The sequence below is a fragment of the Vibrio sp. T20 genome (genome assembly GCF_007858795.1).
Classification (GTDB): Bacteria; Pseudomonadota; Gammaproteobacteria; order Enterobacterales; family Vibrionaceae; genus Vibrio; species Vibrio satsumensis.
In genome coordinates, this window is sequence record NZ_VFEB01000121.1 from 148878 (window position 1) to 168102 (window position 19225).

At 43.2% G+C, this 19225-nt stretch carries 14 protein-coding genes and 2 pseudogenes; 1 reads left to right on the forward strand and 15 read right to left on the reverse strand.

Annotated elements, in window-relative coordinates; all coding sequences use genetic code 11:
• Positions 1-20: 20 nt before the first annotated feature.
• From FTW16_RS14335 to FTW16_RS14395, 14 genes and pseudogenes are all read right to left on the reverse strand, one after another.
• On the reverse strand, positions 21-1397 hold the full coding sequence (locus FTW16_RS14335) for an O-antigen ligase family protein (RefSeq protein WP_146491555.1): 1377 nt from the start codon (positions 1395-1397) through the stop codon (positions 21-23).
• A gap of 250 nt (positions 1398-1647) precedes the next feature.
• The gene (locus FTW16_RS14340; RefSeq protein ID WP_146491556.1) at positions 1648-2754 is read right to left on the reverse strand and encodes a glycosyltransferase family 4 protein; all 1107 of its coding nucleotides are present in this window, start codon (positions 2752-2754) and stop codon (positions 1648-1650) included.
• Positions 2735-2926 (reverse strand): annotated as a pseudogene (locus FTW16_RS24950) (helix-turn-helix domain-containing protein); the annotation flags it as partial. The gene FTW16_RS14340 and the pseudogene FTW16_RS24950, both read right to left, overlap by 20 nt.
• Before the next feature lie 68 nt (positions 2927-2994).
• Positions 2995-4285 (reverse strand): annotated as a pseudogene (locus FTW16_RS14345) (sigma-54-dependent transcriptional regulator); the annotation flags it as partial.
• A gap of 213 nt (positions 4286-4498) precedes the next feature.
• Complete coding sequence (locus FTW16_RS14350) at positions 4499-4921, reverse strand: Hpt domain-containing protein (protein WP_409994450.1); 423 nt, start codon at positions 4919-4921, stop codon at positions 4499-4501.
• Positions 4922-5267: 346 nt separating this feature from the next.
• Positions 5268-6503, reverse strand: a complete 1236-nt coding sequence (locus FTW16_RS14355; protein ID WP_146491558.1) for a glycine betaine/L-proline ABC transporter ATP-binding protein — start codon at positions 6501-6503, stop codon at positions 5268-5270.
• Positions 6496-7395, reverse strand: a complete 900-nt coding sequence (locus FTW16_RS14360) for an ABC transporter permease (protein WP_086711345.1) — start codon at positions 7393-7395, stop codon at positions 6496-6498. Before FTW16_RS14360 ends, FTW16_RS14355 begins: the two co-directional genes overlap by 8 nt.
• Before the next feature lie 179 nt (positions 7396-7574).
• On the reverse strand, positions 7575-8567 hold the full coding sequence (locus FTW16_RS14365) for an ABC transporter substrate-binding protein (RefSeq protein WP_146491559.1): 993 nt from the start codon (positions 8565-8567) through the stop codon (positions 7575-7577).
• A 486-nt stretch (positions 8568-9053) separates the two neighbouring features.
• On the reverse strand, positions 9054-11426 hold the full coding sequence (locus FTW16_RS14370) for a response regulator (RefSeq protein ID WP_146491560.1): 2373 nt from the start codon (positions 11424-11426) through the stop codon (positions 9054-9056).
• 42 nt (positions 11427-11468) lie between these two features.
• A complete protein-coding gene (locus tag FTW16_RS14375) occupies positions 11469-12296 on the reverse strand; it encodes a phosphate/phosphite/phosphonate ABC transporter substrate-binding protein (RefSeq protein ID WP_146491561.1) in 828 nt (275 codons plus the stop codon).
• A gap of 46 nt (positions 12297-12342) precedes the next feature.
• Positions 12343-13032, reverse strand: coding sequence for a CpsD/CapB family tyrosine-protein kinase (locus FTW16_RS14380; protein WP_146491562.1), 690 nt, complete (start codon positions 13030-13032; stop codon positions 12343-12345).
• Complete coding sequence (locus FTW16_RS14385) at positions 13032-15131, reverse strand: SLBB domain-containing protein (RefSeq protein ID WP_146491563.1); 2100 nt, start codon at positions 15129-15131, stop codon at positions 13032-13034. Before FTW16_RS14385 ends, FTW16_RS14380 begins: the two co-directional genes overlap by 1 nt.
• Positions 15128-15961 (reverse strand): OmpA family protein, encoded by an 834-nt coding sequence (locus FTW16_RS14390; RefSeq protein ID WP_146491564.1) that lies wholly within the window; start codon positions 15959-15961, stop codon positions 15128-15130. Before FTW16_RS14390 ends, FTW16_RS14385 begins: the two co-directional genes overlap by 4 nt.
• Before the next feature lie 63 nt (positions 15962-16024).
• Positions 16025-16354, reverse strand: a complete 330-nt coding sequence (locus tag FTW16_RS14395) for an STAS domain-containing protein (protein WP_086711361.1) — start codon at positions 16352-16354, stop codon at positions 16025-16027.
• A 294-nt stretch (positions 16355-16648) separates the two neighbouring features.
• On the opposite strand from FTW16_RS14395, the gene FTW16_RS14400 reads away from it, so the two are divergent.
• Positions 16649-17491, forward strand: a complete 843-nt coding sequence (locus FTW16_RS14400) for a DNA ligase (protein WP_146491565.1) — start codon at positions 16649-16651, stop codon at positions 17489-17491.
• 133 nt (positions 17492-17624) lie between these two features.
• Here FTW16_RS14400 and FTW16_RS14405 read toward each other — a convergent pair whose 3' ends face one another.
• On the reverse strand, positions 17625-18995 hold the full coding sequence (locus FTW16_RS14405; protein ID WP_061017956.1) for an MATE family efflux transporter: 1371 nt from the start codon (positions 18993-18995) through the stop codon (positions 17625-17627).
• Positions 18996-19225 lie beyond the last annotated feature (230 nt).

Genomic DNA, 19225 nt, shown 5'->3' on the forward strand with positions numbered 1-19225 from the left:
AATTGGTTACGAATGTGTCTTTAGATTTTCTCTTTTTGACAGGCAGTTTGAGAGATGTTCGCAATAGCAACAACCAGTGCTGAGAGTATATAAATAGGCCAATTGAAGCCTTGTGTCAGGAAAGTACCAGAGACGATGGTGCCGATTAACCCTGCATATACAGCGTAAGCAGCAGCATTAAGATTTGGGTCTACTGTGTTGGTGGTTTCTGAAAGTTGTTTGAGTGTTAAACGTATCGTTTTGATCAGCGAGGTAATCAGTATCACAAATATGATCAGTCCTAGAAATCCAGTTTCAGCGAGTACGCCGAACCAAGTACTGTGAACTGCGTGATTTAAACCATCCCAGTGAGGACTGTAGAAGAAGTAGTTGGAAAAGAAGTTATCTAAACCGACTCCGGTTAATGGGTTGTCTAGTGCCATTTTGAAAGCAGCTTCCCACGCGTAAATCCGCCCCATCGCAGACTCGTCGACTCCTTGCTCAGCCGCGCCGCCTGATGCTCGATCTGAAATCCCTGCGACAAAGTAAAGACCAATCGCTCCTATTGCCCCCAAAGTAATCAGCAGTGATTTTGAACGAATCACTTTAAATGCAAATATCCCGATAACAGCAAGCGAGCCAAGCAGGCCACCACGGCTTTGTGTGGCAATGACTGCAGCAAGTAAAAGTACCGTTACACCGACACTGATGATACGTTTTGAAAGTGGAATTCCCGTCGTGACCACTTGGCTGATAGCAAAGGCGAGTGGGAACATAAGAACTAGAGAGAGGTCATTCGGGTCGCCTAACATTGAGCCAAAATCACGACCTATTGTTACGCGGCTACCTTCAACTAGGCCAATACCATGGATTGAATTGTTAATCGCGATGCCGGCGACTAATGATCCTGCACAAATAATAGCGGTCGAAGTCTTGACCAAATACTCTGCGCTGTTAACTAGCCAAACAATAGCAAGGGTCATCACCATTATTTTCCAATACACACCTTTGAATTCTGCCAAAGCAATAGGTCTGTTAGACGCGAAGATAATACCGATGAAGACCAAACCCCAGAATATCGCGAGCCAATTTAAACAAGGGTGCCAGAAAATTTTAAGCTCTTTACTGATTAATGCATGCCAAAGTAGGGCTGATAGAGCGCCTAGTGAGAGCATAAGCGGTATTTTTAGTGAATAGAGTTGAGGTATGGCTTCGTGAATTCGGAAAAATGAAAAGACAACGAACAGTAACACTAACCAAAATGTCTTGTTTAAAACGAATAATCCGGCTAATGGCACAAGAGCTAGCGCTACAATTACAGCAGGATGAGGCACAAAGTACCAAACAACACCAAGGCCAACACACAAGGCACTGATCGTAATGATGACTGGCAATCTATTGGCTTCAGGGTTAATCATTGTTACCTCTATTCGCAAATAAACTCTTCATGACTCGGCTCGCAAACTTTTTAAGGCGTAGCGACGCCTGATGTTAAATATTGCAAAGCGAGTGCCAGTTATGCATTTTATTTAAGTTACTGATTTAAAGCTACATTACAGAGGGGTGTTAGTTTTGAGTTGAGGTTTTTCATTTTGAGAATCACTATAAAACTGACTCGGATGCCCAAATCGTTAAGCCAAAGTGACCAATTCCTGACTACGACTCGTTTTAGCGGTCGAGTTGATAGATCTCCAACAACTGCGGGACAACAGCTTGCGGTGAGTATTGGCTTTTGACGGTTTTTATCGCGTTACTCTTGAGAGAGTCACGTTGTTCGCTCGTCAATGATATCCACAAAGATAAAAACTGTTCTAGCTCGGCTTTTGAATTGGCAAGGTAGCCGTTAACTTGATGCTCGATGAGTTGCGGTAAGTTGCCAACTGAGTTGGCGAGAACGGGAATGCCACGAATCATGGCTTCTAATGCCGCCATAGGTAAGCCTTCAAAGCGTGAAGGGATGATTAACAGATCGATTTGGCTCCAGACGTCGTCCATATTGGTTTGATGACCGTGAAAGGTAACATTATCAGGCTGTGATTTAGTTAAGGCGTCCATTTCTGGTCCGTCACCAAAAAGCTCAAACCGAACATCGGGAAACTGTTTGGCTAATGCGACAAATCGATCCGGCGCTTTTTCATGGCTTAATCGACCCACAAAGCCAACATGGAATGGGCTTGATGAAGGGGAGCTTGTTAATCCGTTTGGAACTTTAACAAAGTTATTCAATTGATAGGTCTTACTCGGTACTTTCGCTTTAATCTTCTCACTGACCACGAGCGACTGATCAGAAAGAAAGCTGCTGTAACGGTCGAGCCAGTCATAAAGCCATACTTTGCCTGTTGGGGTTTCACCTGCGTGATAAGTGGTGATTTGTTTGGTGTTGTTAAAACGAGGTGGGAGCTTTATTAGCTTGCTGACTAAACTGGCTTTGTAACCATGAGCATGTATAAGTCTTGGCTGAAAATGTTGAACTGCACGTTTAAGTTGTGTCGCGCTATTGCCGCTTAAATCTGCAGAGCATGAGGCTAAATCGGAGAGGTAACTAAAAGGGATGTTCAGTGCATTCAACTTTTCAACAATGATCGCTTCAGGGGCAAATTTAGTCAAAAGAACGATTCGAACAGCATCTGAATACTGAGTGCTTTCACATATCAGGCCTTGTGCTAGTTCTAAAACATGCGTTTCTATACCTCCAAAAGTTTGGCTGTCGATTAACAGCCAAATCTCGTGAAGGTTTACGTTGAGTACACCTAGGTTAGGCTTGATTGTACTCATCTTCCGATTCCCAAGCCTGTTTCTTACGATAAACCGTAGAAGGGCTAAGCTCTAACAGCACAGCAGCGTTTAACACATTCCCATCGCAATAATTGATGGCGTGTTGAATGGCTTCGCGCTCTATTTGCCACATTGGGCGAATACTACCGTTACTAGTAGTGAAGGCCGGTGTCGTTAACTCTTGTCCATCTGAAAAAGCAGCTTGGTCATTTAACGTAACAGATTGCTCGTTTGGCGTAGTAGCTTGCTCAAGCTCTTCTGGGGTTATTGGTGGCAACTTAGTTTTTGGTGTTTCTACTACAGCAGGTTGGGGCGTTGGTACTCGAATTGGCGTTACTGATTTCGAATCTATTGTTGCATCCACCTTATTAATCGGAGGGGGCAACATATCTATGGTTACGCTCGTTTCATTATTCAACACTACGATATTACGGATGATGTTCTGCAACTGACGCACGTTTCCTGGCCACGCATAACGTTTAAGTAGGTTTTGCGTTTCTTTGTCTATTGATTTGAACTTCTTTTTGTCTTGTTTCGCGTAGAGCTTTAAGAAGTGATTAGATAGAGTGACAATGTCACCTCCTCTTTCACGAAGTGGTGGCATCTCAATAGGCACGACGTGAACACGATAGTAAAGGTCTTCTCTAAAACGTCCTTCTTCTACTTCAACTAGTGGATCGCGGTTGGTTGCGCAGATAATTCTGACATCAACTTTAATCTCACGATTACCACCGAGTGGTGTAAACGTACCAGTTTGCAAAAATCGTAGGAGCTTCTTCTGCATCTCCAGCTCCATTTCACAAAGCTCATCGAGAAAGAGGGTGCCACCATGCGCTTGCATTGCAGCACCTTTACGGTCGGTTGTCGCACCGGTAAACGCCCCTTTAACATGACCGAAGATTTCACTCTCCATTAGGTCTCGAGGGATAGCGCCACAGTTAATGGCAACGAAGGGCTTGCCGTTACGCTGGCTCTCCTGATGAATAGCCTCTGCACATACTTCTTTACCCGTACCACTTTCACCGTTAATAAACACGCTAGCAGTGGTTGGTGCTACCGAATCAATGATCTTGTAAACCGCCTGCATGGGTAGACAAGAGCCGATGAAGTTATGAAAGCGATCACGATCGAACTTGCTTTGCATGTTATCGACAATATTTTCAAGTTTCGCTCTTTTTAGATGCAAGCGAACAGAGGTTTTGAGTCGATCGGCTTGAATGGGTTTTTCTAAGAAGTCTTCCGCACCGCGTTGGATTAGGTCTACCGCGATGTTTACAGAGCCATGTGCAGTTGCAATGATGACGGCGGTTGGTATTTCGTTCGCACTAATCCAATCTAAGACTTCTTCGCCTGGCATGTCAGGTAGCTTAAGGTCGAGAATAACAAGCTGTGGTGAATGCCTTTCAATGAAGGTCTTAGCTTCCGCGCCGGTTTCAACGTGGAAAATATCGTAGGGTTCATCTTTGACGTACTGTTTGTAGAGAACAGCAAGTGAGGTGGAGTCTTCAACTAACAATACTTTAGGGCGCATTGTAAAATTCCTTTTTGAAACTTTATCCTAACTAATCAATAGCATGGAGGTAAAATTGCATCAATACTCATTGTATTTAATTGTTACCTACCGCATGCAACCATTATCAAACTAGCTTGGTGTCTTCATGTTGCATCTCGGGTGTCTCTTTGAGTATTGCTACCGCCGATACTGAACGTGTAAATCAAGACAGCACAGAAAATATAGAAGGGCCTAGCCAAACCCTTTGTTCTTTCTGTCTATCAGTGCTTGGATTGAACGGTTGCTTAATACGAGTAAACCATCAACTTGGCTAAATGCAGCATCGTATTGGCTCTCTAAACACTGTCTTTCTAGCGCGCGAGATAGATCTGATAGAGGTCGGTTCCCTAGCGCAAGTGCCGTACTTCCTAATATGTGCAATTCAAATTCAAGTGCTTCAGAATCTTGGCTAAGCGCGGCTTGTTTAATTGCAGCAATGCGTCTTTGTGACTCTTGCACATAGTGATCAATTAAAATCGGCATGACCTCGACACTCGTGTCTATAATCATTTGTTCTAAGATGCTTTCATCAACTAGAGCTATTTCAAATTGCTTGCTGTTGTTTGGTGTACTCGCAATTATAGGAGTGTTTGAGGGTAAGGCTGAATTCGTCACACTAAATCCTTTTATTGTCTCGTTAGGAGAGTACGTTAGCTCGATGCTAATATTTATAACCAATGCTTTAACTTTATTATTTAGTTTTAGTCATTTTTTAGAATAATTTCAACTGCTTGCCTTAAAATACAAAACATAATTAGATGTGAAGCTATAAATGAACGAGTGAAGTTTGGAATTTAACTCACTGATTTAAAGGAGCTTTCATTATCCAGCTATGTGTTTTGATGCACAAAAGGGCACAAAAAAACCGTTGTGACTAAGTCTCACAACGGTTTTTTCTAGCTCGAATCTTACTGGCTCAAATTTGTCTATAAAAAGCCTTACGCGCAAAAGCCGCCTTTGGCTATGATGCCTTGTCAACTTTTAGCTTTGGGTCGTCGCTAACTTCTTCCTCCTCACTATTCTCAGAGAAGATATCTGCAACGGCACTTCTTTCAAGTTCACCTTTTAGATTACCGTCTTCATCGACAACAGGAAGGGAGTAGTCACAAGACATAGTCTCTGGCAATACTTCTTCAATCACGGCATCAGGTAAAATGGCAGGAACCTCTTCGTATATCTCTTCGCTGAAGTCATGTACCGATGCATCTTCAACAGCGTCTTGCAGGCTCTCTTGAGTCACTAAGCCTTGATAGCCATCATCGGTTACGTGATAAGCGTAATCATTTTTCAGCATCTTCATTTGTGCCAAAGCACCTTCAATCGTTTCTGAGGTGATTCGATAGAGAGGAGGCTGCATAACCGTTTCAACGGTCAATGCACGAGCGCGGTTTACATCTTTAACGAAGGCTTCTACGTAGTCATCTGCAGGGTTAAGTAGAATCTCGTGTGGTGTGCCTTGTTGTACTAACTCGCCGTCTTTCAAAATAGCGATTCGATCGCCTAGACGGAGTGCTTCGTCCAGATCGTGAGTGATGAAAACAATTGTCTTATGAAGCTTCTCTTGAAGCTCGATAAGCTGGTCTTGCATTTCACTCCGGATCAAAGGGTCAAGCGCAGAAAAGGCTTCATCCATTAACAATATTTCAGCGTTAGTACACAGAGCGCGAGAAAGGCCGACACGTTGTTGCTGACCTCCTGAAAGTTGGGCAGGGTATTGCTTGCCGTAACCTTTCAAACCCACCGTTTCTAACCATTCGTTGGCTTTCGCTAAACGGTCTTCTTTTTTAATGCCTTGAACTTCCAACCCGTATGCTACGTTTTCTACGACGGTGCGGTGAGGCATTAATCCAAAGCGTTGAAATACCATCGACATTTTATGGCGACGGAATTCTTCCAACTGTTTGGTGTTGAGGCTCATGACGTCAATGCCTTCAACCATGATCTTACCTTGTGTCGGGTCAATCAAACGGTTGAAATGTCGAATCAAGGTCGATTTACCCGAACCAGAAAGCCCCATGATAACGAAGATCTCACCACGGTTGATCTCAAGGTTAATCTCTTTCAAACCAACGGTATGCCCGGTATCAGCGAGAATGTCATCTTTGTGTTCACCGTTCTGAACTCGGTTCATCACAGATAAAGGTTTTGGTCCAAACACTTTGTACAGGCCACTAATCTCAATCAATGGTTTAGTCATGCTTGAATCCTCCTAAATGTGCATTCGTTCTTTTCGCGTAAGCTTGTGAAGCGCGGTCAAAAAGAATTGCGAGGGCAACGATGGCGAAACCATTCATTAAGCCTAACGTGAAGTATTGGTTTGTGATGGATTTAAGAACCGGTTGTCCTAAGCCTTTAACACCGATCATTGATGCGATAACAACCATAGACAGTGCCATCATGATGGTTTGATTGATACCTGCCATGATTGTAGGCATCGCTAGAGGAAGTTGAACACCCCATAAGCGTTGTTTCTTGCTGGCACCAAATGCGGTAGCGGCTTCAAGGACTTCTTTATCGACTAAGCGTATACCTAGGTTGGTTAAACGAATTACTGGCGGAATAGCGTAGATAACTACGGCGATCAGCCCCGGAATCTTACCGATGCCGAGTAGCATTACCACTGGGATTAAGTAAACGAACGCTGGCATGGTTTGCATGATATCGAGCATCGGTGTAACGATAGATTGAGCTCGATTTGAGCGAGCCATCGCAATGCCAATCGGAATGCCTAATAATATTGAAACCAAGGTACACACAGTGATGATACTGAGCGTTCGCATAGTGTCTTCCCACATGCCAAAGTAACCAATGAGAAGCAACGAAACCACACAACCCAAAGCCAGCTTCCAAGAACGGCTCGCGGCATAAACAAGGCTTGTACACACAGCAAGGACGATAATCCAAGGTGTTGAAATAAGGAGCTTTTCAAACCAGACAAGGAATGAAAGAAGAGGGTCAAAGAGAGATTCAATCATTTCACCGTATTCACGGGAAAATTCACGGTATGCGCCATCTAGCGTCTTTTTTATGGTTCGTAAATCAGCACGTTCCATTTCTGGAAAGCTTGATAACCAATTGCTGTCAGCCATTTTATATCCTTATAGTTCGGAGCCACATTTTCATGCGATGAGATGACCGCGAATGAAAAAGGGCACCGAATCATGAATAACATCAAGTATAGCGACGTTATTTCTGTTCTATTGTTGAAGCGTACTTACTTATTAAGCGGAAGTACTTGTTAAACGTGAGTACTTTGAAAGCCAAATGGTTACAGTTGTGCTTCAACTTTCTTAGCCACTTCTTGAGAAACCCATGGGTGCCATACTTCAGGGAATTCACTCAAGAAATGCAGGCTTGCTTCTTCGCCGTCTGCTTGGTTGTCTTCCATCCATGCAAGCAGAGAATTCATTTTGTCGTTGGTGAAACCACGCTTAGTGAAGTAGTCGTACGCTTCAGGTGCGCGTGATGCAAAACTTTCAGTGGTGATTGTGTGGACAGGTGAAGGTGGGTACATGGTCGCTTTAGGGGATTCACAGTCTTCCTTAGTGGTACAGTTCAAAAACTCCTGTTCATTCACGCCACTACCAAAGTCAACTTTGACCATATCGTATTTACCTAACACCGCGGTTGGCGCCCAGTAATAACCAAACCAAGCTTCTTCGCGTTCGTAAGCTTTCGCGATAGATCCAGATAAACCGGCACTCGAACCAGGATCTACAATGGTGAAACCGCTGTCTTCTAGATTAAGTGCTTCAAACAAGTTACCGGCGCTGATTTGACAGTTCCAACCTGCTGGGCAGCTGTAGAATGCGGATGTATCAGGGTCTTCAGGGTGTTTAAACATACTTGCGTTTTTACGCACGCCTTCGATGGTCGCCATCTCGGGGTATTGCTTCACTAGGTAAGCTGGTACCCAGAAGCCTTCTTCACCACCGTTAACAAGTGCTTTACCCGCGTAGCGAAGGCGCTTTTCTTGCACACCTTTGTCGAGAGCGTCTTTTAGGCTATTACTCCAAAGTTCTGGAGCAACATCAGGTTGGCCTTTTTCTATCATTGAAGTGCCGGTTGGCATAGTGTCGCCAGGGATAAGTTCGGCATCACATCCATAACCATGTTCTAAGATGAATTGGTCAATGTTGGCGATTAAAGTTGCAGAGTTCCAGTTCATATCTGCGATTGTTACGCTGCCACATTCTCCTGCGTTAGCATTACCACTGGCTGCTGCAACTAACAAAAATAGGGAGCTTAACTTGTATTTCATATTGAGGTTCCTTTCTCTTTAATAATACAACTGAGCTAGTCAAGGTAAGTTGACTATCTAAATTGCTCTTTGGCGATCCTTTCCGTTGAATTTAAACCATTTGAGCAAAGGGGAGGATGAGTCTAAATAACAGTAAATAAGGTGTTACACAGAATCATCAGATAACATTGTCAAACTATTACAAATTCGTCAAAAATCACCTCTGTATATAATCTTAGGGAATATTCTTGTGAATTCCACCTTTGACTCAATCTACAATGTGCTTTATTAGACTGAGTCACATAACGTGATTATTTTGTGTGCTACTTGTTTTGAAAAGTCACTAAACCCTACAATTTGCATGTAAAATGCATTGAATAGTAATGAACGTCATTGACTAAACCTTGCCTGCTTAATGAAAGAGGCAATAGTCAGGTATGTGGTTGGAGTAAGCAGAGGAGTGAAAGAAGAGATTGGGGTAGTGAGCAATAAGCCGCAGCGCATAGCCTAATTGAAACCTCGCTCTCTTCGTTTCTCGATAGCATTCATAGATTCTTTAGCAAGAACTACTAGCTCATCGACTTTAGAAAACGCCAGCTCAGATTGTTGCTCAGAACACAGTTTTTCGACTTTCCTCGCTAACACAGATAAGCGACGGTTCCCAAGTGCGAGCGAGGAACTGCCCAAGGTGTGAGTTTCAAACTCTAGGTTCGATAGGTCTTGTTCCACAACAGCTTTTTGAATCAGTTTTATGCGGTTTCCAGACTCTACAATATAGTGTTCGATCAACATTGGCATCACTTCGGCACAGGTATCTTCAACCATTTGTTCAAGGATTTGCTCATCAACCAGATCAGATTCTTGAATTTCCGTTAGTGCCTGATTGGCTATTTGATTTTTGTGATCGTCCAGAGCCTCACAATCCTCTGTTGCATATGGTTCGTCAGAAGTACCGCTTGCCTGAATATCTGAAGTTGTAGGCTCGCTATTTTCAGATACCTTCACTGTATTAGGTTTGCACTCAATAGCATGCTCCTGCTTGGTAACAAGGTGAAGGTGCAACATATCAGCGATCTGTGACATTCTTATAGGTTTTGCAAGGTAGTCATCCATACCTTGATTTAAAAACTGCTCTCTATCTCCGGCAAGTGCGTGCGCAGTCAGCGCAACGATTGGCACAGACGCTTTTTGAGTGTTAGGTAAGCTTCTTATTTCGGAACATGCTTGCAGGCCATCTTTTTCTGGCATAGAGATATCCATAAAGATGAAGTCATAATCATTGTTTTTTACCATTTCGACAGCTTGATTCCCATCGTTCGCGATATCAATAGTCATCCCAGCATTTTTAAACATATTAACGATAACGAGTTGATTCGCTTTGTTATCTTCGGCCACTAGAATACGGCTGCTTAAAATTTTAGGATTTAACGTCACCGAAGAAGAACCAGAACGATTGTCTTCTCCAGAATTTGATGCTTTTTCCAACATTACCGAAAAGGTAAAGGTACTGCCTACACCTTCCTCACTGCTTGCTGATATGTTGCCATCCATGAGTTTTGCTAGGTGTTTACAAATGGCGAGGCCGAGCCCTGAACCGTCACGACGTCTTGAATATCCTTGATCCACCATGGTGAACTCTTCAAATAGGTAGCTCATTGCGTTAGATTCAATGCCGATCCCAGAATCGGCAACTTGGCATGTAATCTCTACCATATTATCTTCTGTTTCATTAGTCTCAACATTAACGATGACACTGCCTTCGGAAGTAAACTTGATCGCATTACCGATCAAATTCAATAAGATTTGTTGAAAGCGGTGAACGTCGCCGACCACCATCACGGGTTGGTCAGGTTGATAAGGAGTAACAAGCTGGATATTTTTCGCGTTGGCACTCGGCTCAAAGCTATCAATGGTGCTATGGATACACTCTTGGAGAGAGAAGGTTTTTTGTTCAAGAATGAGCGTATTGGCTTCCATGCGAGAGAAGTCCAATATGTCATTAATGATAGATAAAAGTAGTTCGCCCGATGTTGAAGCGGTATTAACTAAATGACTTTGATCCTTTGTTAATTTGGTCTCTTTAAGTAACGATAAAATGCCAAGAACACCGTTCATAGGGGTTCGAATCTCATGAGACATAGAGGCCAAAAATCGACTTTTAGACTCAGACGCTTGCTCGGCTTGTTCTCTCGCTTGTTTGATGTCCGTGTAGTTTTTAGACAAAGAGGTAGACATGTCGTTAAATGCGTTGACTACATCACCAAGTTCATCGTCACTTTTTATTTTCAGCTGAAAACCTGGTCCTTGCGTTCTCACTTTTTTTACCGCAAACGAAAGCTGATACAAATGTTTAGTTAGATAAGTACCTAAAATGAAGGAGCAGATGGCAACAAGAATAACCTCTATCAAGGCAATTGAACTGATGGTTTTCTTAGCATCTGTAAGCATCGAATTGATCGAAGAGGTTGTGAACCCAATTGAAATTGAGCCGTACTTTAGTCCATCACTTTCAATTGGGTAATACGTATCGAATATTCCATCATCTACGTTGGATAAGTTCGTATCAACCTGAATATCTTTACTGAAATAGTCTGTAGACCCGGCGCTACTCAGCAAGACTTCATTACGCTCTACTTTGACATAGACGATATCTTCGATCGTCATGATCTCCTTTACGATATCATCTAATGTTGCGATATCAGTGGATAGCACTGCGTCTTTGGTTGCACGAGCAAACAGTTGAGAAGTTGCCTGCGCACGTTTGATAAGCTGCTGTTCATTAGAATCCGACAGAAATGACATTGCACTTATGACAAGAGCCATAAGCATCACTATTTCTATAGAGGCAATCCCAATGATCGTTTTTGTTCTAAAAGTCATCAGCGTATCCTTACCGTAGCGCTTTATCCAAACCTACCGTAACTATTGATCCTTATTTACGGTCATGGGCATGGTGTCTTTCTGTTTAATATTCAGTGCACGAACATCATCCCAGTCGACATCAACCGCAGTTTCAAAAGCTTTAATCCTTAGCGGGGAAAGTAACGTTTTTCCTTCTTCGTTCTGGGCTAATTGAACAAAGGAGGTTTGAACTTTTTGTACCACCTCTGAGTCAACTCTCGGGTGGTTGGCGATAGCATGAGGAGTGAAACCCTTAGAGGTGTAGATAGGAGTAAGCTGGTCTCTAACATCCGGGTCTAGTGCGTTGAAGGTTCGGATAATACCACCCCCAGACGGATAAAAGCCCTTGGCCACAGAAAGGTATACCGAATCATGTGAAGAGACATAGTTTGGTTCAAAATTAATGTTTCTTTGTTTTAATCCCGCCTGAGTCAGCAACGTAGCTGCAAACGCTGCAGGAGCAGGGAAGGCAAGGGTAGTGTTGTCTAACTGATCCAAGCTTGTAATCCCGCTATCTTTACGCACGACCATTATACCTTTTAGGCGTTTGTCTTTGGCTTTGGCCATCGCACTATAGCCAACGCTGTTATTAAAAGTAACGAAGTGGAAAGGATTCATATACGCAAAATCATAGTCACCGCTAGCAAGACGCTGCTCAAACATAGGGATATCTTTCGCGGTTTCAAAGATGATTGTGTGACCCGTTTCTTGACTTATTTTCGCGAGTATTGGGGTCCATTGCTGCGCGAGTCTACTTGCAGATTGCTGAGGAACAATACCGAATGTGAAGGTATCTGCATAAGTTAATGTCGGTAGCAAAGCCAAGATTAACAACGTTAGATTTTTCATAGATTCCCTTCCTTCTCTTAGAGACATCGTAATTTTGTAGTGAAGCTTATAGAGTTAAATTGAGAAACTCATTTCTAGATATCCAACTTTTAATTTTCTCCTGTAGTGAGCGAGGAAGGAGCTTCAGTTTATTTACTTGGCGTATCAATTCATTAGCGAAACTTGGCGTGTATTTCATATTCATCACACATCCAAGGAGCGAGATATTTTGTGCATCAAGTAACTTTTTCGCTTGAGTTAAGTTGTGCGTCGAAGTTTCTCCATAGGCGACAACAAGTAACGTGCAATCACAAGCACTCGCTACCGATTGGGCGGGTATATTGCCTTTATTGACATTCAGCAGAGGCGAGGTGTCGACAACCACTCTTTCGTATGTTTCTAACCATTGGCTTACCACTTTAGTCAGCGTTTCTGGGTCTTTGTAAGCCAGTTGAGTTGAAGTAACTTGAGGGGCTGGAACCCCCATAAAAAGGCGTTGAGACTCAACATGTTCAATGAGTCTTCCTTGTTGCTTTTCTTCCAACATATGTAAATCTTTGAATGCCGGATTAAATAAATTGAGGTCAACATACAGCGTAGAGTGACCCGCCAATAGGAAACGTTCGGCCAATGCCGTTGCAATAGATGTTACACCGTCACCTGAATAGCAGGCGGTCACGCATATTGATTTTTGGCCATTAAGTTCAGAAGCTAGATACAGTTGTTCTACTTCTGCTTGAATTGCTGAAATAGTCATTACAAAGCTCCTATTAGGACAATGGTTGTCGTTAGGCGAAGTATGTCTTCTAAGCCCACTCGAGCTTTTTCCATAAAGCTCTCGCGTCGATCTGGGATGTAAATAGTGTCACCGGCACGTAGCACTGGTAAGTTGTAGATGTTGGCCGTTTTGCTGAACTCAACAAGGTCGAAGGTACGAGCTTGGCCTTGGCAGCAAGACATGTTTACAATGGTAATTTTCTCTACATAAGCATTTTCAGTAGGGCCTGATGCCTCTGCCAAGATATCTAAAATCGTCATGTTGTCGTTAAACACATATCGACCCGGATTATTAATTGCGCCAAGCACACGAACTGTTTTTTCTTTTGGTGTGTCCAACCAATTTTTATCTTTTTCCGGGATATAAATAGTATCGCCGGCAGTTACGTTTGGTAGGATCGATTCATCACCAGTTTCGAAATAGAGAGATAAGTTTAATTTGCTCACTTTAGAGTAGGTCTTATCTCTGTGGGTTACGCGAATATTGTGAATGTCGGCGTCTTTCGTTGGTCCATCTGATGCTGACAATATGTCTAGAAAGTGCATGTCTTTTGTAAATCGGTACCGGCCTGGTGAACGAACTTGGCCAAACACGTAAATTGATGCATCTGAGCTTTGACGCACCCATTGAGATTTGTTGTCTGAAGGGTCTTGAGGTAAGTCGTGTACGCGCACAATTGAGCCTGCACGGATGAAGGGCAGTTGGTCACGCGGAGCTCCAGATTTAATAAATTCGTCTAAGTCGAAAACCACTAGCTTTCTACCTGTAACCACTTCTATTTTTGTGGTGTCGGCACGCAGTGTTGGCCCTCCAACATGAGCAAGTAAGCCCATGAAATCCATTTCATCTGACCATTCAATACGTCCCGGTCGAACAACTTCACCAATAACATTTACAGCTCTATCCGGCGAGATCTTTAGCCATGATTTCTCGTTCATGTCTGTTTTCTCTGGGACGAAAATCGCATCTCCCGCTTTGATGCTAGGAGGGTTAGAATTAGGTAAACCTTCTGTGTATGCCGCTAAATCAAATTTAACTACTCTGCCGTCGGCTTTGAGTACGCGGATTTGTCTAGACTCCGCAAATCGGGTCGGGCCGCCAGCGTTCGCTAAGATATCCATAAACGTCGCACCTCTCTTACCTTCAAAGGCACCTGGAGAGGCTACTTCGCCCATTACGTAAACCATATTCGCACCAGACTTGATCTCTTCTTCTTGCTTGGGTACAAAAATCGTCGCGCCTGGACGCAAAATTGGAAGCAAACTTTCGTCACCAGAATCTAAGTAACGTTTAAGGTTGAATAGCGTAGGGGTGTTGTTTGAGATCACACGGATTTGCTCAACACTGGCATAACGAGTCACGCCGCCAGAACGCATTAATACGTCGACGAGGTCGGTGTTTTCTTTATAAGTGAATGAGCCCGGTGCGTTTACTTCACCAAACACTTTGATTGAATTACGAGAGTCAGCACTGTCACCTGAGTTAGCAAGCTTTGCAGCGTCAAACTCTTGCTCGATGTTACCGACTAATGGGGAAGCAGGTACAAACAGTGAATCCAATGATTGCAAAGCGGGGAGTGTTGATTCGTCACCTGAATCTAGGAAACGTTTGTAGTTGAATTCTATTTTATCAGCGCCTCGCTTAAGAATAAGCTTATCGAGTTGTGCCCCTGAACGTAAGCCGCCCGCAGCGTAAAGCGCCATTTGGATACTAGAACCCAATGCGAGTGTGTATTCGCCAGGTTGTTGCACATAACCTTGAACGTAAATAATGATTTGCTGTTCTTTTACGTATACGGAAGCGTTTGAAAGATCTTTATAAGCGGTAGCCAGTGATTCTAAAACGACCTTGTTAAGCTGCTCACTGTCATAACCTGCCACAAATACAGTACCCACTTCAGGAAGAGTAATACGGCCACGTTTATCAACTTGGAACCCAGTATTTAAGGTACTTTCTCCGGGTACGTTGACTTGGATAAGATCACCGACTTGAACCGCCTCTGAAAACTCGTCTCTTGCATTCACGATATTCGCAAAGCATAGCGATAGGGTGATGAAAAAAGCAATCAATGATTTCATAGCCCACCTCCCATTTTCTCGGCGTTTTTAGGTGAGATAACTTCTATGCTGACTCGACGGTTAGTTAAACGCGTACCGTCTGATTCGCCCTCAAAAAGAGGAACGGTTTCGCCGACAGAGACGGCTTTGATTCGTTGAGCACCCAAGCCAAAAATAGTCAGGTAGCGTTCGACTTGTTTAGCTCGTCCAAGTGCTAACTTGTCGTTATATTCTTCGGTCCCAGTCGCATCAGCATGGCCTGTAACAACTAGGTCTAAAGACTTGTGTTCTTTGAGTAGCGCTGTCGCTTCAGCAAGTCTTCCCATATACTTGGGATTGACTTCAATAGAGTCTTCTGCGAATTGGTTATCAACATTAAGTAGGTCATACAACTGTTCGATAACCGACAATTGTATTCTAAATTGATTTTCATTTTTTGGTGGCTCACAACGGGCTTGTGATGTCACATAGTCTAGCTGGACTTCAAGTTCGTTTAGGCGTTTTCTTTGGATGACTAGGTCGTTGGCTGCATCTAGCAGTAAACCGCCTTGTAGTTCACGTGCAATACGATTTTGCTTTTCAATAGCTTGGACTACCGCAGCGGGAAAACACCAACGCGCACCTTCTTGGATTAACGCATCTAAATGAAGTTTTGCTAATTGCCAATCAAAACGTAAACCGTGTTCAGGGCCAAGTGGCTCATCAGGCATGACAGGAGAGAAGTCGGAATTCAAATAATTTATTGAATCATAACTTTCAGCGAGACCTCCTGTTCCTGACTCTGGGTAGCTAGTACACCCCAGAACCAGAGCAGACAGAGAGAGGGCTATGTAGTTTTTGAATAATTTCATGCCAACGTCCTTTGTTTTTATTTTTATAATTATTATTTTCGTTACTTCTAGCTTAGTGGATCATCATGAATTAGTAGGACTTTTTGAGTTTACCGGGATAGCGTGGCCTATTCGTAATAGGTTCATAATTTCAAGTGGCTGCCCGGTTACATTCTCAAGTCGCATGTTGCGTTCACGCTCGGTCAAGCGCTTAAACATGTAGACTATTGCGCCAACACCAGACGAATCCAAAAACTCTACTTGACTAAAATCGACTTCGATTTCTTGATGGCCGTCGTTCGAAATTACATCATCAATGTCAGTTTGCGCATCACGACTGCCTGCTGCGTCTAAATCACCGAAGATAGAAAGCGTTAGCGTCGTTGTATTCAAATCAATCTTACGTAGTTCCATAGCGTTATCTCCTTTAAAGTATGTATGAACAACTGCACTGAATGTGCCAACTTTTATGTTGTTATTTTTCAAGGAGTTAATGCCATTCTTAATCTCTATCTCATATTGAGAAAGGTCGTTTCTCAATATGAGAACTAAAATTGGATGTACTTTTGAGACCTACAAGCCATTAATTTTGTGAATGAAAGCTAAAGATAAATAAGGTTGGTGTGTGGGTCGCATCTTCTGGCATAGATTGTCTAACTGTACGTTGAAACGCTTAGGATTAAGGGAGTTATTAATACGGAGCAAGTGATGAGACTAACCAAACTGGCTATAGCAACTCTATGGGCGTGTTCGCTTTCTTCTCATTCATCCTATTTACCTCCGGATCACTTGGTGCTGGCAAACACATATAAACAAGGCATTGATGTTTCTGAATACTGGAAGAGTGAGAAGCTCGATGGGATTCGGGCTCTGTGGGATGGTAAACATCTCTATACTCGTAATGGGAATCGCATTTATTCACCGAAGTGGTTTACGGAAAACTTGCCTAAGGTACATCTTGAAGGAGAGTTGTGGGCAGGAAGAGGCAAGTTTCACTTAGTTCAATCTACTGTTCTCGATCACACACCTAGTGATACAGCTTGGCGCCAAATAGACTTCATGCTGTTTGATATGCCAGGGGCTGCAGGAGATTATCAAAAGCGCTATTACAACATTTTGCACTGGGTCAGTATGATTGGTGAACCTCATGTCAGTTACATAGAGCATTTCCCTATTCATAGTGAAGATGCACTGTTCCATCAGTTAGATAATATCGACGAACGTAATGGCGAAGGTTTGATGCTAAGAAAGATCACAAGCCGTTATCAAGCAGGGCGAAGTAATGACCTGTTAAAGCTTAAAAGGCATCATGATGCTGAAGCTACGGTTATTGGCTATAAAGGCGGGACAGGAAAGTATAAAGGAATGATGGGTTCTATATTGGTCCACACGGAGGAGGGGATTGAGTTCTATATTGGTAGCGGGTTCAGTGACGAAATGAGACTCGCACCACCTGAAATCGGCAGTCGTATTACGTTTCGCTACAATGGTTTTACTCAAAATGGGAAACCCAAGTTTGCGCGCTTTGTTAGAGAGAAAAGTGACTATTAAGACAAATACAATCTATCTGACCAGTAGTTAGTATGACTAAATAATACGCCCGCCAATAAACGAAAAAGAGCCCTGAAGATCAGCGCTCTTTTTCGTATTCGATATCAGACACACCGGTTTAACGAGTACGAATCTAGCGAGAACTAAATTCTAACTGTACGTCGTCGTCCTGCTTGTGCATCCAGTGTAAGCGCATACCCAGCATAATCGCTGCTGACGTTAGACCAACAATGAAACCAATCCAGAAGCCGTGCGCGCCCATAGGTTCAACAATCCAATCTTTCATTCCTAAGATGTAGCCGATAGGAAGGCCAAGCAACCAGTAAGCAACAAAGGTAATGTTGAAGATTGAACGCATATCTTTGTAGCCACGCAGAGCACCTGCAGCGATAACTTGGATGGCGTCGGTGCATTGATAAACCGCCGCGAATAAAAGCAATTGCATTGCAACAGTAATTACCGCCGTGTTCTCTGTATAGAGCAATGAAACTTGCTCTCTGAACAATACAGTTAATGCAGCTGTCATTAAGGCTGTGACCAAGCCAACAATGATACCAACGTGTGTCGCAATCTTCGCGCCTTCGGTGTTGTTTTCGCCTAACTTATGGCCAACACGAATACTCACAGCAGCACCGATACTCATTGGAATCATGAAAACCAGCGAAGAGAAGTTGATCGCGACTTGGTGCGCAGCAACAATCAATGAACCTAATGGGGCAACCAACAGAGAAACCACCGCAAACAGAGTTACCTCGAAGAAGATAGCGGCCGCTACTGGGAAGCCAAGTCTAAACAGACGAATTTGTGCTTTGAGCTGAGGCTTATGGAACGTACCGAAGATATTGATTTTCGCCAAACGCTTTGATGTTAAAACGTAAGCAAACAGCAGTGCAAACATCACCCAATATACGATAGCCGTTGCAACGCCACAGCCAACACCACCCAGAGCAGGAGCTCCAAGTTTTCCGTATACGAACATCCAGTTAAGCGGGATGTTTAATAGCAAGCCAATAAAACCAATCACCATCGCAGGCTTAGTTAAAGACATACCATCCGTAAAGCTTCGTAATGTTTGGAACAACAAAAATGCAGGTACAGCAAACATCACCGCATTCATATAGCCGATGGTCTTTTCCGCCATGAGTTGTTCAATGTCCATCCACTCCAATATCAATTGTGTCTGAAACAGTACGCCAATGATAGGAAGGGAGATGACGAGCGCTAAAAACGCACCTTGTTGAATCTCGAATGGAATTTTGACTTGTCGACCAGAACCATTCAGTTGTGCAACGACAGGAACCAACGCCATCAATAGACCGACACCAAATAAAATGGATGGTAGCCAGATACTTGCTGCAATAGAAACCGCCGCCATATCGATAGCACTTACGCCACCTGCCATCACGGTATCAACAAAACCCATTCCAGTTTGTGCGACAGATGCAATCAATACAGGAGTCGCAAGTTTGATTAGATTCGAGGATTCTTCTTTGTAACGATGCACAAACAACTCCAAATAAGAGGGAAAATTAGAATAATAGTGTAGGAAAGGACATTCTGAAGGAATCAGAGACAATGATCTTAAGCTTCCACTGGACGAATCATAAAGAAATGTCACAATAACTGCTATGAAAAACTGTTATTAGGGCGTATTGATCTTTCGAGCTGATTTTTGCAGCGAGTTGCTGGGTATTTATACAAGGCAGAGGCGTCGATGTGTAGCTAGCCTACATG